General features: G+C 44.4%; 15 protein-coding genes. 9 read left to right on the forward strand and 6 right to left on the reverse strand.

Annotation, left to right across the window (positions count from 1 at the left end; all coding sequences use genetic code 11):
- The first annotated feature begins 57 nt into the window (after positions 1-57).
- Genes ACRRS0_RS03535 through ACRRS0_RS03545 form a run of 3 tightly spaced genes read left to right on the forward strand, consistent with a single transcriptional unit; the run spans position 58 to position 4,293 of the window.
- Positions 58-1,845, forward strand: a complete 1,788-nt coding sequence (locus ACRRS0_RS03535; RefSeq protein ID WP_432454598.1) for an assimilatory sulfite reductase (NADPH) flavoprotein subunit — start codon at positions 58-60, stop codon at positions 1,843-1,845.
- The gene (cysI, locus tag ACRRS0_RS03540) at positions 1,845-3,548 is read left to right on the forward strand and encodes an assimilatory sulfite reductase (NADPH) hemoprotein subunit (RefSeq protein WP_432454597.1); all 1,704 of its coding nucleotides are present in this window, start codon (positions 1,845-1,847) and stop codon (positions 3,546-3,548) included. The genes ACRRS0_RS03535 and cysI overlap by 1 nt, the downstream gene beginning before the upstream one ends.
- The gene (locus tag ACRRS0_RS03545; RefSeq protein ID WP_432454596.1) at positions 3,541-4,293 is read left to right on the forward strand and encodes a phosphoadenylyl-sulfate reductase; all 753 of its coding nucleotides are present in this window, start codon (positions 3,541-3,543) and stop codon (positions 4,291-4,293) included. Before cysI ends, ACRRS0_RS03545 begins: the two co-directional genes overlap by 8 nt.
- 296 nt (positions 4,294-4,589) lie before the next feature.
- Here ACRRS0_RS03545 and ACRRS0_RS03550 read toward each other — a convergent pair whose 3' ends face one another.
- From ACRRS0_RS03550 to ACRRS0_RS03565, 4 genes are all read right to left on the reverse strand, one after another.
- On the reverse strand, positions 4,590-5,411 hold the full coding sequence (locus tag ACRRS0_RS03550) for a TIGR03899 family protein (protein WP_432454595.1): 822 nt from the start codon (positions 5,409-5,411) through the stop codon (positions 4,590-4,592).
- Between the two features lie 246 nt (positions 5,412-5,657).
- The gene (locus tag ACRRS0_RS03555; RefSeq protein ID WP_432454594.1) at positions 5,658-6,200 is read right to left on the reverse strand and encodes a YtfJ family protein; all 543 of its coding nucleotides are present in this window, start codon (positions 6,198-6,200) and stop codon (positions 5,658-5,660) included.
- Positions 6,201-6,275: 75 nt separating this feature from the next.
- Positions 6,276-7,202: a hypothetical protein gene (locus ACRRS0_RS03560; protein WP_432454593.1), complete on the reverse strand. Its 927-nt coding sequence runs from the start codon at positions 7,200-7,202 to the stop codon at positions 6,276-6,278.
- 80 nt (positions 7,203-7,282) lie between these two features.
- Positions 7,283-7,522: a hypothetical protein gene (locus ACRRS0_RS03565; RefSeq protein ID WP_432454592.1), complete on the reverse strand. Its 240-nt coding sequence runs from the start codon at positions 7,520-7,522 to the stop codon at positions 7,283-7,285.
- A gap of 49 nt (positions 7,523-7,571) precedes the next feature.
- Here ACRRS0_RS03565 and ACRRS0_RS03570 point away from each other — a divergent pair, with 49 nt between their 5' ends.
- Complete coding sequence (locus ACRRS0_RS03570; RefSeq protein WP_432454591.1) at positions 7,572-7,904, forward strand: hypothetical protein; 333 nt, start codon at positions 7,572-7,574, stop codon at positions 7,902-7,904.
- 67 nt (positions 7,905-7,971) lie between these two features.
- Positions 7,972-9,321: a UDP-N-acetylmuramate:L-alanyl-gamma-D-glutamyl-meso-diaminopimelate ligase gene (gene mpl, locus ACRRS0_RS03575; RefSeq protein WP_432454590.1), complete on the forward strand. Its 1,350-nt coding sequence runs from the start codon at positions 7,972-7,974 to the stop codon at positions 9,319-9,321.
- Between the two features lie 34 nt (positions 9,322-9,355).
- Here mpl and ACRRS0_RS03580 read toward each other — a convergent pair whose 3' ends face one another.
- Positions 9,356-9,973, reverse strand: coding sequence for a TetR/AcrR family transcriptional regulator (locus ACRRS0_RS03580; RefSeq protein ID WP_432454589.1), 618 nt, complete (start codon positions 9,971-9,973; stop codon positions 9,356-9,358).
- Between the two features lie 292 nt (positions 9,974-10,265).
- On the opposite strand from ACRRS0_RS03580, the gene hpt reads away from it, so the two are divergent.
- From hpt to trmB, 4 genes are read left to right on the forward strand one after another with little or no spacing between them, the layout of a single operon-like run.
- On the forward strand, positions 10,266-10,796 hold the full coding sequence (hpt, locus tag ACRRS0_RS03585; protein ID WP_432454588.1) for a hypoxanthine phosphoribosyltransferase: 531 nt from the start codon (positions 10,266-10,268) through the stop codon (positions 10,794-10,796).
- 55 nt (positions 10,797-10,851) lie between these two features.
- The gene (locus tag ACRRS0_RS03590; protein ID WP_432454587.1) at positions 10,852-11,769 is read left to right on the forward strand and encodes an ABC transporter ATP-binding protein; all 918 of its coding nucleotides are present in this window, start codon (positions 10,852-10,854) and stop codon (positions 11,767-11,769) included.
- Positions 11,766-12,539: an ABC transporter permease gene (locus ACRRS0_RS03595; RefSeq protein WP_432454586.1), complete on the forward strand. Its 774-nt coding sequence runs from the start codon at positions 11,766-11,768 to the stop codon at positions 12,537-12,539. The genes ACRRS0_RS03590 and ACRRS0_RS03595 overlap by 4 nt, the downstream gene beginning before the upstream one ends.
- Positions 12,536-13,204, forward strand: coding sequence for a tRNA (guanine(46)-N(7))-methyltransferase TrmB (trmB, locus tag ACRRS0_RS03600; RefSeq protein WP_432456104.1), 669 nt, complete (start codon positions 12,536-12,538; stop codon positions 13,202-13,204). Before ACRRS0_RS03595 ends, trmB begins: the two co-directional genes overlap by 4 nt.
- On the opposite strand, the gene ACRRS0_RS03605 is transcribed toward trmB, so the two are convergent.
- Positions 13,201-14,037: a nitrate- and nitrite sensing domain-containing protein gene (locus tag ACRRS0_RS03605; RefSeq protein ID WP_432454585.1), complete on the reverse strand. Its 837-nt coding sequence runs from the start codon at positions 14,035-14,037 to the stop codon at positions 13,201-13,203. The two genes, trmB and ACRRS0_RS03605, sit on opposite strands and share 4 nt — an antisense overlap.
- Position 14,038: the final 1 nt, after the last annotated feature.

Below are 14,038 nucleotides of genomic sequence, written 5' to 3' on the forward strand. Positions count from 1 at the left end.
TTGTCTGGACTCTGGCGTGGTTAAACTAGCAGCAATTGTGATTTAGGGTGTGAAAAAATGCTGTTAAAGGAACTTTCGTCATTGGCCAGCCCACTGTCTGAACAACAGGTGAGTTTGTTACAACAAGCAACGGCTGAACTATCGGCTACTCAGTTAGCTTGGGTCAGTGGGTATTTAGCGGGAATTGGTCAGAATTCTGGACAATTGGTACCCCAAGCGGTAGCGCACGCAGCGGCTAAGTTAACCATTCTTTATGCCTCTCAAACGGGGAATGCTAAGGGCGTTGCGGAAGAATTGTTGAGCGCGGCGCAGGCCAAGGGCATCAATGCAGAGTTAGTCAATGTTGCCGACTATAAAACCAAGAGTTTGAAGACCGAAAGCCATTTGTTGCTGGTGAGTAGCACTAACGGGGAAGGCGAGCCACCCGATGACGCGATTGAATTCCATGAGTTTTTGGTTTCAAAGAAAGCGCCTAAGTTAGCGCAGTTGAAATACGGTGTATTGGCCTTAGGTGATTCAAGCTACGAGTTTTTCTGCCAAACCGGTAAGGATTTTGATGAACGCTTAGCCGCCTTAGGCGCTGAACGTCTTTGTGAGCGAGTCGACTGTGATGTTGACTACGATAAAGACGCACAAGCTTGGACGGAGCAAGCGTTAGCGCAAGTACAGCAAACCTTGCAAAGCGCGCCCAGTAGCGCGACAGCAAATTTGGCAGCTAGTACGCCAAGCAGTCGTCAATATAATAAGAAAACCCCCTATACAGCCGAGCTGTTGGTTAGCCAAAAAATTACCGGTCGTGATTCGGCTAAAGATGTTCGCCATGTCGAAATTGATCTCGCAGAATCAGGCTTACAATATCAGGCCGGTGATGCCCTTGGAGTATGGTTTGAAAATGACCCTCAGTTGGTGGAGCAAATTCTCACGCGCTTAGCTTTGAGTGCCGATGAGGAGGTCACGATCGATGGGCAGCCGCTTGGTCTGGCAAAGGCCCTCACTAGCAAGTTAGAAATCACTCAAACCAGCGGTGCCTTTGTCGAAGCCTGGGCGAGTTGGTCGCAGAGCAAAAAATTACAGGCACTGGTGGCCGATAAAAACAAACTGCGGGAGTATGCTGCGAGTCATCAGGTAATCGACGTATTACTTGAGAAAAAAGCTAACGTGACTGCGCAGCAGTTGGTGGATGGATTGCGTCATTTAACCCCTCGCTTATATTCGATTGCTTCCAGCCAAGCGGAAGTTGAGGAAGAAGTCCATCTCACCGTGGGAGTCGTGAATTACCAACAGGGTGAGCAGCAACGTTTTGGCGGTGCTTCAGGATTTTTTGCGCGCGCTGAAGAGGGCGCTGCGGTCAAAGTTTTTGTGGAGCATAATGATAACTTCCGTTTACCCAGCCAGCCCGATACGCCAGTGATTATGGTTGGTCCGGGAACCGGCATCGCGCCATTCAGGGCCTTCTTACAGCAGCGTGATGCCAGTGATGCTGAAGGTAAAAACTGGTTGTTTTTTGGCGACCAAACCTTTACTCAGGACTTTTTGTACCAAACCGAGTGGCAGGGCTATCTTAAATCCGGTTTGCTCACCAAGTTGGATGTGGCCTTCTCGCGCGATCAAGCGGAAAAAATCTATGTGCAAGATCGCCTCAAAGAGAATGCCGCTGAAGTTTATCAATGGTTGGAATCCGGGGCTCACTTCTACGTGTGCGGGGATGCCAATCGAATGGCGAAAGATGTGCACCAAGCGCTGATCGAGATTATTGCTGAGCAGGGAGCGAAAAGCCCTGAGCAAGCGGAAGAGTATTTAAAACAGTTACGTAGTGCCAAGCGTTATCAGAAGGATGTTTACTAATGAGTGATAATTTAATTGTTGAAGGCAAATTGTCGGATAACGAGCGCCTGAAACGAGAAAGTAACTTCCTGCGTGGCACCATTGAAGCCGATCTGCAGGATCGGATCAGCGGTGGTTTTAGCGCCGATAACTTTCAGCTAATTCGTTTTCATGGCATGTATCAGCAAGATGATCGGGATATTCGAGCGGAACGAACCAAGCAAAAATTAGAGCCGCTACATAACGTGATGTTGCGGGCGCGGATGCCGGGCGGGATTATTCAGCCCAAGCAATGGTTGGCCATCGACAAATTTGCCAGCGAAAAAACTATGTATGGCAGCATTCGTTTAACCACCCGTCAAACTTTCCAGTTTCACGGTGTGTTAAAACCAAATATTAAGTTGATGCATCAAACTTTGGATAGTATTGGTATTGATTCGATTGCCACCGCTGGCGACGTTAACCGCAACGTCTTGTGTACCAGTAATCCGGTTGAATCAGAATTGCATCAGCAGGCTTACCTGTGGGCCACTAAGATTAGTGAACACTTACTGCCGAAGACACGAGCTTATGCTGAAATTTGGCTCGACGGTGAAAAAATAGAAGGTGGTGACGAAGAGCCTATCCTCGGCTCAAATTATTTGCCGCGTAAGTTTAAAACCACAGTGGTGATCCCACCGCATAACGACATTGACGTGCATGCCAACGATCTTAACTTCGTGGCCATTGCCGAACAAGGGCAGTTGATTGGCTTCAATGTTCTCGTCGGTGGGGGCTTGGCTATGACTCATGGTGATAAGTCGACCTATCCACGTCGAGCTGATGACTTTGGTTTTATTCCCTTAGCTAAAACTCTCGATGTTGCCGCTGCAGTGGTCACCACGCAACGTGATTGGGGGAACCGAGTGAATCGTAAGAATGCCAAGACCAAGTACACCCTCGATCGGGTGGGGATCGATACTTTTAAAACGGAAGTTGAAAAACGAGCGGGGATTCAGTTTGAAGCGAGCCGTCCTTATGAGTTCACATCGCGTGGCGATCGCATCGGTTGGGTCGAAGGGATTGATGGTAAGCACCACTTAACCTTGTTTATTGAGAATGGCCGCTTGCTTGATTATCCGGGCAAACCCCTAAAAACCGGCTTGGCTAAGATTGCCGAAATTCATCAAGGTGATTTTCGCATGACCGCCAACCAAAATTTGGTGGTAGCAGGGGTCCCTGCTGCGCAGAAGGCTCAGATTGAAGCCTTAGCGCGTGAACATGGTTTAATGAACGATAGCCATAGTCAGCAGCGCTTCAATTCCATGGCTTGTGTGGCTTTTCCTACCTGTCCATTAGCGATGGCCGAGGCAGAACGTTATTTGCCGAGCTTGGTTGATGATGTAGAAAGCCTATTAAATAAACATAACATGGCCGAGCAACATATTATTTTGCGGGTCACTGGCTGCCCCAATGGCTGTGGCCGTGCCATGTTGGCTGAAGTTGGTTTAGTGGGTAAAGGGCCTGGTAAGTACAATTTATATTTAGGTGGTAACCAAAGTGGAACACGTATTCCTAAGCTCTATTTAGAGGGCATCGATGAACAACAAATTCTGTCGGAACTTGACGGTTTAATTGCTCGCTGGTCGGTAGAACGTGAATCTGAAGAAGCTTTTGGTGACTTTGTTATTCGTGTTGGTATCGTCGCTGAAGTTAAAGTAAGCGCTAGGGATTTTCATGCCTAACTTAGATTTGCAGCAGCTAGTTAAGCTGCCGCATGAGTTAAGAAAAGCAGAGTTAGCCTCGGTCAATCAGACCTTAGAGGCTAAAACTGCACAGCAGCGTATTGAGTGGGCTTTAGAGCACTTACCACAACAGGCGGTGCTTACTTCGAGCTTTGGTATTCAAGCGGCTGTGAGCTTGCATATGTTGACTCAAGTAAAGCCAGATATGCCAGTGATTTTGACTGATACGGGCTACTTATTTCCTGAAACCTATCGTTTTATCGATGAACTGACGGCCCGTTTGAACCTAAATTTAAAAGTGTATCGAGCTCAGCAGTCTAATGCTTGGCAAGAGGCGCGCTTCGGTAAGCTTTGGGAGCAGGGGGTCGAGGGCTTGAAGCAGTACAATACGCTTAACAAGGTCGAGCCGATGCAGCGGGCTTTTCAAGAACTAAATGTTCAAACTTGGTTCTCGGGTTTACGTCGTAGCCAATCATCGAGCCGTTCAGAGCTGCCTGTGCTGCAGATCCAAAATGGGAGTTTCAAATTGTTGCCAATTATTGATTGGAGCAATAAGGACGTGCATTACTATTTGCAAGAGCATTCCTTACCCTATCATCCGCTCTGGGAGCAGGGTTATGTTTCGGTAGGGGATGTGCAAACGTCACAACCCTTACAGGCGGGTATGAGTGAGGAAGACACCCGTTTTTACGGTTTGAAACGTGAATGTGGGATCCACGAAGAAGTTGCGGGAAGTGGTATTTAATGAATATGTAGCTCATATGAGCTCCAAACAATTCAAATGCTGGTGGGGTGGTTATTAAACCATTCTGCTGGTAGGTCTGATAAGTTCAGACTTGTTTTGTTGGTGCTTTTATGGCCTGCTTGAAAGGGGAATTTACTGCTATCGCTTATCTTTTTGTGTGGTACTTAAAGTCATAGAAATGCCTGTTGATGTATTCTGCGCAGTTTATCGCTTATAACATTCGCTGAGGTAAGTCTTTGGGATTGCGATATTTTGCTGCTAATTCAGGGAGTACCCAAGTCTAAACGTTGCTCCGCTCAAACTAATTCGAAGTAGTTTTGTAATAATACGCTCAGTTGTTCCTGATAAGATGGCTGTGGCTGTTTTTCAATCAGTTTCGCCAACTCGTCACCAATCGGTGTAAAACGATGATAAGTCAATTTTACTCCTTTATAGCGAGAACGTAGTTGATATTGGGTTGTCCCGTGGGTTAGTGCGGTATTGTGTTGAATAGAAGGGCGAATTTCTAATTCTCGATCGAACAGCAGACCTAATTCGGTGAGCTGTAAAATATAGTGATAAGGCATCCGGTGCTGGCCTAAGCTTATTTTTTCCAACCTAGCTCTTACCAAGCCTAAGTTACTCGCTGGCCTGACGGCTCCGGTGATGATCTTGTGATTGCTTTCCCCCCCGACCGTTGAACTGAGCTCACAAGCCGTATGAAACCATAAAGCTTCTCTTTGCGTCATTAACTTCAAAGTCCTTAGTGCCTTGACCGAAAAGCTGCCGGGGGTGCTTAATTCTTGGCTTAAAATATCGGCCCACAATAACTGCATCGATTTTACTTGGGTATTACTGGCAAGCTTTAAAAACTCGCTCATCCAATCGGCATCAGGTTCACTGCCAAGGTCTTGTTCGCTAGTTTTTTGTGCTGCAAGGAAAAATATGTTCTCTAAGTTTTTTTGTTCAACCGCTTGCTCAACAATTGAGCGAGCCTGAGCTCTTTGCGACCAAGTTGAATTGGGTTGCTGCTTTCTTAGCAAGGCATCTAAACCGCGTTGTTTGGCTATTTTTACCAGGCGTAAGCTGGTGTTTTCTACTTGGCTGGTTTTATTTTCGATGATCGGCTTGTCTGACATTGAACTCTCCCTCGCTTTAGCTGTTTTACTGAGGATTTGCGCATAAAGCAAGTTTGCTTTTGTTGTTAAAGGTGTTAAATTTAGGTTAACTAAAAACCGTGTGGGGGTAATTGTGTTAAAAAACCTTACCGTATGGGCGAAACGACACAAACTCTTAACTTTGTTAATGAGTGCTTATGTGCTTAGTTTATTGGTTCTGATGATGATGTTTGAATAGGCGTAATGCTGCTTACGCCAGAGTGACGATTAAATATGCGAGTAGATGAGTTTAATCACTTGCTTAATTTCTTGTTTGTTCAATGCCCCATCTTTGGCAAATAATATTTTACCTTGCGTATCGAGTAAAATAATCGCTGAAGATTTAGGTTTTATATCTAGTAAATCAAATAGTTGCCCATCTTTATCTAATACAAAACTAGCATGTGGAAATTTTTTCTTATTGCTTTTCAGCTTGCTTTGAACAAACATTGAAGTACCGAAAATAGCGTCATCAAGGTTCACAATAGTGGTTGTTTGATATGTTTGAGCCGCAAAGTTAGCATTTTTAATCGCCTCAATCATGGCTGCATTAATCTCTTTAGCGCTGCTGCGTCCAGCCATTGCCTGTACCAAGCGGACTTTACCTGCCAGTTGTTTGGTATTCCATGGACTATAGCTTATCTGTTCGTCAACTAATTGTAACTCGCCCACCTTGTCTATAGAAATGTTGGGCAGAGACTCTCCCAGACTGAGGTTGAGTGCCATCACCCAAGTTGGTAGTAGGCTGAAGAACAATATTAGATATTTCACGTGCCGTTCCTTTTTATTGACAGTTAAGGCAGGTCAGACCTGTTATAAACATTTATAACAAAAAAGCAACAGATGTTAATAGAGGGCATCACTAATCAGTTCTACATCTGCGAGCTGCATCTCGTTTATCAGCTCTGAAGATCCAGAGATTAACACCAGGGTATGCTGTCCAAGAGTAATCGTTGGGCCTTCGATACCACTATTGGCGTCTATAGTTAGCCAAGCGGGTGAGGCGCTACCAACGCTATGTGCAGGATAAACCATATACAGTGAATAGTCTGGGGCTAATTCACTGAGCATCAACGCCAGTAATAAGGCGCGTTCATCGCTATCCGCCAGATTATCCTTGAGTACATGGAGCGGTGGAGAAAAACTGTCACTGATTTCTCGTTTTACTGGAATGGTGAGTAGCCATGCTTGTGCCTCCGCTAGCGTTTGGTTGAGATCTTTCAAGGGCTGAAAGTTTTTTATTAATGGCAGCATTCGATTCCGATTTTGGTAGAACAGCTGCGAATAATTGGGCCGAACACAAGGGTATTGAGTGCCTCGCGGATGTCGACAAGGTAATAGACCTAAGTGGCGAAATGCGTCTTGAGTATATTGTTGATAGGCTTCCCAAAGCATCTCGGAAGAAGGGGTATCAGGATTACTGGCTAATATTTTAAGAATATCTTTTGGTGCCGCCGTTGGCTGCTCAGCATATTGATTGATCATGACTAAAGCGTGCTCTAGGCGAGGGTTTAAGTAAGCACTAATCGCTTTGGTTGGATAAGTCAGACTATAACTGATCCTAAATTGTTCTATTGCCGATTGTTTTAAGAGTTCTTGAGAGAAATGCAGGCGCATTTGTCGTAGCTGACCTTGGGGATTTGACCATTGCCACTCGCCGTTAAAGGCTTGCTCATCTAGCGGCTTAAGCGTTAAGTCAGCGGCCGATGCAAGGGGACTAAACAGTAATACGGGCATTAAAATAAATCGCCATAAAGCCATTAAACTAAGCATCAATAGCTCCCGATATAGTGAGCGTATACTTAAGTTAATAGCAGTATTTGGTTAAATTACTAAGTTTTGTGAGTGCTTTGTTACTCGGGGCAGGCGCCTTGTTGATAGGAATTAACTTCGACATCGCCACAAGCAGAGCAGGCATTTCCATACTCTTTTAGCTTCCCTGCCACTTCTGCACATACCGGATCATATTGCATACTACAGAGTTCAGGTCGGGGGCTTTGGCAGATGTTATCAGCGTTTAATAACGGCGCTGATGTTTGACTACAAGCCATTAAAAGTAGAGCAAAAGATAAGATAGTTGAGTGCTTAATCATGGGCTATCGCCTAAACTTTCAAAAGATAATTATTGTAGATGAAATACTGATGATACGTCGATCTATTTACTTTTTTTGGGCTCTGTTCTTCAGCTTAAGTGCAGCGCAGGCGGGGCAGATTATTGTACAAAAAAGCTCAGATCCAAATAAAATTGATGTTTTCGAATTAAAAAAGGAATTGCTCGAGCAGCAACGCTGGCAAGAACAGCTTCGCGCAGAGGCTCATTTACAGTGGCTCCGAGAGTTACCTATTGGTTGTGTGGTTGGCGAGAATGGTGATTATCAATGTGGTTTAATTTGGTATCGGCCCTACCGATATCGGCAACAGCAGTTGTTCATTGAAGTACCTAAGCCCCATTCGAGAGAGGAAAAACAACAATAGCGTAAAGTTGTGGGCATTTCGATGTTATTCTAAGGCTTAGATTTTTGCTTTAGAACAACGAACATTTATGCACATTCATATTCTAGGTATTTGTGGAACTTTTATGGGCGGCTTAGCCATGTTAGCCCGAGAGTCTGGCATGCGAGTCACTGGTAGTGATTTGAACGTTTATCCACCGATGAGCACTCAATTGGAGTCTTTAGGGATTGAGCTGATTCAAGGTTATGATCCTTCGCAGCTTGAACCCGCACCCGATCTGGTGGTGATTGGTAATGCGATGAGTCGCGGTAATCCTTGTGTCGAGTATGTGCTGGACAAAGGCTTAAAGTATTGTTCTGGCCCAGAGTGGTTAAACAATCACATCCTGCCTAATCGATGGGTATTGGCGGTGGCTGGGACTCATGGTAAAACAACGACTGCCAGTATGCTTGCTTGGATCCTCGAGGATAATGGTCTGGCGCCTGGTTATTTAATTGGGGGGGTGCCTCGCAACTTTTCCGGTTCAGCTCGTTTGGGAAATACTCCTTTTTTTGTGGTTGAAGCGGATGAATATGATAGCGCCTTTTTTGATAAGCGTTCTAAGTTTGTTCATTACCAACCTCGAACATTGTTACTCAATAACCTTGAATTTGATCATGCAGATATTTTTGAAGATTTAGCCGCAATACAAAAACAGTTTCATCATTTGTTGAGAATTGTCCCATGCTCAGGCCGGATCATTGCGCCAAAGATGAATCAAGCGATACAAGACGTGATTGCCATGGGATGTTGGTCGGAACTGGAGCTCACTGGTGAGGGCCAAAATTGGCAGTGGCAGGCGCTTAAAGATGATTGTAGTGAGTTAACCATTAGTCTTGATGGACAACAACAAGGATGCCTAAGTTGGTCGCTGATTGGGCAGCACAATGCCGAAAATGCCTTAATGGCGATAGCCGCAGCAAGGCATGTCGGGGTATTGCCAGCGCTTGCGATTGAAAGCTTGCAGCGTTTTCTGCCTCCGAAACGTCGATTAGAGTTACTTGCTAAGTTGGATGATATTCGCCTATTCGACGATTTTGCCCATCACCCCAGTGCGATTCAGAGCACCCTTGCAGGATTAAGAGCGCAAGTGGGCAAGGCAAGGATTATTGCAATCCTAGAAGCGCGCTCTAATACCATGAAGATGGGGATCCATCAGCAAAAGTTAGCCGAGAGTTTACAGCTGGCTGACTTGGTCTACCTCTATCAACCGAACGAGGATAATCAATATATATGTGATACGGCAGCACAGTTAGCACAAGCAAAAGTGTTTCAAACTGTTGAGCAGATAGTCGAACAAGTGAAGTCGGTGATGTGTGGTGGCGATCAAATACTAGTCATGAGTAATGGTGGTTTCGAAGGGATCCATGGCAAATTAAAAGCGCTATTAAGCCAATAAAAAAGGGCCTGATGAGGCCCTTGATCGTTTTTAGTTACTGACCCGGTGGGCGTAATAACGACAATACAAAGTCGTTAAGAAAGTCGACCACTTCTTGGCGCTCTGGGCTGTCTGGACGATTAATCATTTGTACCGCTAGGTACAAACCTGCATTAATCGTTTGAGCCGCTTGTAAGGCATTCAAGGCACTGCTAATTTCATTGTTGTCGAAACCAGCTTGAATACTTTCACCAATTTGTTGATTGATTTTAGCCATTACATTACTGAAGCGTGGCCAAACATCTTCGCGTACCGAAGAACTCCACTCTAACCAAATGTGAATGACATCCGAGTTGGTGTAAACCAATTCAACAAGTGCTGATAGATGGTGCTGAACGGCAGTAATGGCATTTTCATCGCTAGGATAAGTTTGTTCAACTACGCCTAACATGGTTTGCTCTACTTCCGATAAAACGGCATCAACTAAGTCTTCGCGGGTATTAAAGTAATTAAAAACCGTTGCGACCGATACATTTGCAAGTTCTGCGATTTCCGCATGACCTGCGCGACCGATACCACGGCGGGCGAAAATTTCAACAGCGCATTGCATGAGCTGTTTACGACGTACTTCAGGCGACAGCCGAGTACGGCGTCTTAAGGTGCTAGTTTGCATATTTTAGTTCTCGCGTTTGTTGTTTCAATTATTATTTTTTATGAGGCATTTGTTGCTTACCATTTCAGACAAAAATCATCTAAAATATGGCGTTCAGTGCTGAAACATACACGAACATGCGAATACCTTCAGCTAAATCATAGTGTATTTACAAGCTAATTAATAGTTACTGACATAAGTAACTAATGATTTTTTTGTTAATTCATTGAAATATCGTGTGTTTATGTATTTTTTAGGTCCGGTTTATCCAAGTTTTTACTGATGGAAATCAGTTTATTAATAGGTCAGAGTTATGAAACATCGCGTAGAAGAAATGATCAGTGAGCAAGATATTGCACAACGAGTAACGGCTATTGGAGAGCAGATAAATGCCGCTTACCCCACTGACCGAAAATTAGTACTTATTGGGTTGTTACGCGGCTCATGTATTTTTCTTTCTGATCTGGCTCGTAAGATTGATCGCAAGCTAACCTTCGATTTTATGACTGTATCGAGTTACGGTAGTAGCATGGTTAGTACTCGTGATGTTCGAGTATTGAAAGATTTAGATGATGACATTAAAGGCTGTGATGTGATCATTGTCGAAGACATTATTGATACGGGCAACACTCTGAACAAGGTTAAAGAGATGCTGTCCTTGCGTGAACCAAACAGTGTGGCTATTTGTACATTATTGGATAAGCCTTCACGTCGAGAAGTTGAAGTGCCTGTTGATTGGATTGGTTTTTCTATTCCCGATGAATTTGTTATTGGTTATGGACTTGATTTTGACCAGTACTATCGCAATTTACCTTATGTAGGCAAAGTTATTCCGCTAGATTAAGCCAACTATCTTCGGGCCTAGGGGCCCATCTTTTATCTTCATTTAAGTAGTGATTATGCAGGCATTAGCAATTCAAGGTTTACAAAAAACGTACCCCGGTGGTGTTCAGGCGGTAAAAGGGTTTGATTTATCGGTAGAGCAGGGAGATTTTTTTGCACTTTTGGGACCTAACGGAGCGGGGAAGTCGACCACGATTGGCATCATTACTTCATTGGTGAATAAATCAGCCGGTAGCGTGAAAATTTTTGGTCACGATATCGATCACGACTTAGAAGCGGCTAAATCTTTTGTTGGACTAGTACCACAAGAATTTAATTTCAATCAGTTTGAAACAGTACTACAGATTGTGGTCAATCAAGCTGGTTATTATGGGGTTCCCCGAGCACTGGCGATGAAGCGTGCGCAAACTTATCTTTCTCAACTGGATTTGTGGGAAAAACGCGATGCACGTGCTCGCGAACTCTCTGGCGGGATGAAGCGACGCTTGATGATCGCACGGGCATTGATGCATGAGCCTAAACTTCTTATTTTAGATGAGCCGACCGCTGGGGTTGATATTGAGTTAAGACGTTCGATGTGGGCTTTTCTTCAGCGACTCAATGCTCAAGGCATTACGATCATTCTTACGACTCACTATTTGGAAGAGGCGGAAATGCTCTGCCGTAACATTGGTATCATCGATAAGGGGCAGTTGGTTGAAAACACTTCGATGAAGCAATTGTTGTCTAATTTAAACATCGAAACTTTTATTTTTGATATTGAAGATGGGATCGAAACGGTGGCATTAAATGGTTTCGCCACTCGAGTAACCGATGCTCATACGTTAGAAGTGGATGTTGAAAAACAACAGGGCCTGAATGCAGTGTTCCGTTTGCTTGATGAAGCAGGCATTGTGGTGAAAAGTATGCGCAATAAGGCGAACCGTTTGGAAGAATTGTTTGTCAACTTAGTCGCTGATGGGAGACAAGCATGAATTTAAGCTTATATTGGACTGCGCTGAGTAGTATTTTAACCAAAGAGGTCATTCGTTTTGGTCGAATTTGGGTGCAAACTCTAGTACCTCCAGCGATCACCATGAGTTTATATTTTGTTATTTTTGGTAACTTGATTGGTTCGAGAATCGGTGAAATGGGCGGCTATAGTTATATGCAGTTCATCGTGCCAGGTTTGATCATGATGTCGGTGATTACCAATTCCTATTCCAATGTGGCGTCGTCATTTTTTAGCTGTAAGTTTCAACGTAATATTGAGGAGTTATTGGTCGCGCCAGTACCAAATTATATTATTATTTTAGGTTTTGTGGGCGGTGGCGTGGTGCGAGGTTTATGTGTCGGCTTCCTTGTGACCATGGTCTCGCTGTTTTTTGTACCTTTGCACCTGCATAGTGTAGCGGCCATTATTTTCACAGTACTACTCACTTCCATTTTGTTTTCTTTAGGGGGGTTGATTAATGCCATCTATGCCAATAGCTTCGATGATATCAGTATTATTCCTACCTTTATTTTGACGCCACTGACTTACTTAGGTGGCGTCTTTTATTCAATTAGTTTGTTGCCAAGCTTTTGGCAGGGCTTATCACAAGTGAACCCTATTGTTTATATGGTGAATGCTTTCCGTTTCGGTTTTCTGGGTATTAGTGATGTTTCGCTAGTGCTATCGTATACGATGATATTAGCGTCGATTGCTATCTTGTATACATGGGCATTTATTTTAATTAAACGTGGTTATGGTTTGAGGTCATAATGGAGGGGAATTCTCGCAGTGTTAGCTCTAATCAACAAGGTATTCACGAGAATTTGCAAAAAGTGGTGCGACGCCACTTACAGCAGCCCTTCCAAAAGCCTTATCAACAGCACACCTTAGAAGCGTTCTTGAATTTAGAAAAGCAGCTTGCTACTGCAGACCGCCCACTGATATTGGATTCTTGTTGCGGTACCGGACTGAGTACGGCTGCGCTTGCTCAACTTCATCCAGAGGCCTTGGTTGTTGGCTTAGATAAGTCGGCTCACCGCTTAACCAAGCACCAAGCGCATTTTGACCAAGCCGGGCAAAATTATATTTTGCTACAAGTCGATTTAAACGATTTTTGGCGTTTGGCTTGTGAAGCTGGCTGGCAGCCAAGCCATCACTATTTGTTATATCCCAATCCTTGGCCAAAGTCGCGGCATCTGCAGCGGCGCTGGCATGGGAGCGCGGTGTTCCCCTACCTCCTAAAACTTGGCGGGCAGTTAGAGCTGCGTAGTAATTGGCAGACCTATTTAGATGAATTTCAAATGGCCTTACAATTAGCGGGTTACAGTAGTCAAATTCTCCCTTATCAAACCGAAACACCGATGACCGCTTTCGAGCGCAAATATCAAAATAGTGGGCAAGGCTTATGGCAGTTACGCAGCCAGTTATCGGCTTAATGTTTCGTCGTCTGGTTTGCTTCCAAATGGGCTATTCCTGCATCAAATAGCTGGTATAGCCCATCTAATACGGCGCTAGCCTGCTGAAAATAATCGGCAACATTGATGGTTGGTCGAGGTTTGTTAATGAGTTCTAGCTGAATGGTCTGAAGCAGTTTTTCTAGTAAAGGTTGATAACTGGGATCCTGTGGAATGAAACTATCGGCAAAGTGATTGAGAGAATGTGCATCTATTTGGGCAATCTTGTTGTGTAAAAATGCTAAGCGGATCCGCTCGACGCTGCTGCTTTGATTGGCAGCGGCCAAGCCTGAGCCAAGCGCTCTTGCTTGGCCGATAGATTCAGCGGTTTCTAATAGTTCAAACCAGAGAAAATCGATATTTTTATGCTGCTTACTGAGGTTGGCCAAGCTGTAAAAACCAGCTAAATCTTGGGCTAAAAACAGTAGGTTTTTAATCATTAGGCTATGTTGAGCGATATTATTTTCTAAATTGTTATTCTGCCAACTGTGTTGCAGGCTTTGCCAGTGTTGACTAAAGCTGTCCCAACGAGCTTGCTCGGCGATGAACTGATCTTCGCAGAGGGTGCTTTGATAGCGGCGAATTTGCTGTTGTTGTGTGGCAAGCTCAGCTTCTGCTTGAGTATTCCCTTTTAAGATCGCAGAGCTCAATCCACGGTGCTTTTGTAAAGCAACGAGCAGATTTTTGAGTTGTTTTAAAGTATTTAGCCCAGCATATTGCTGTTGGCTGTGTTGTTTGCCTAGCAGCCAGGAGAGGCTGAGCCCCAGAGCAATGATGCTTAAGACACTGATGGCGATAATCGCGCTGGTATTCATG

Source organism: Agarivorans sp. QJM3NY_29 (assembly GCF_050870835.2).
GTDB lineage: Bacteria > Pseudomonadota > Gammaproteobacteria > Enterobacterales > Celerinatantimonadaceae > Agarivorans.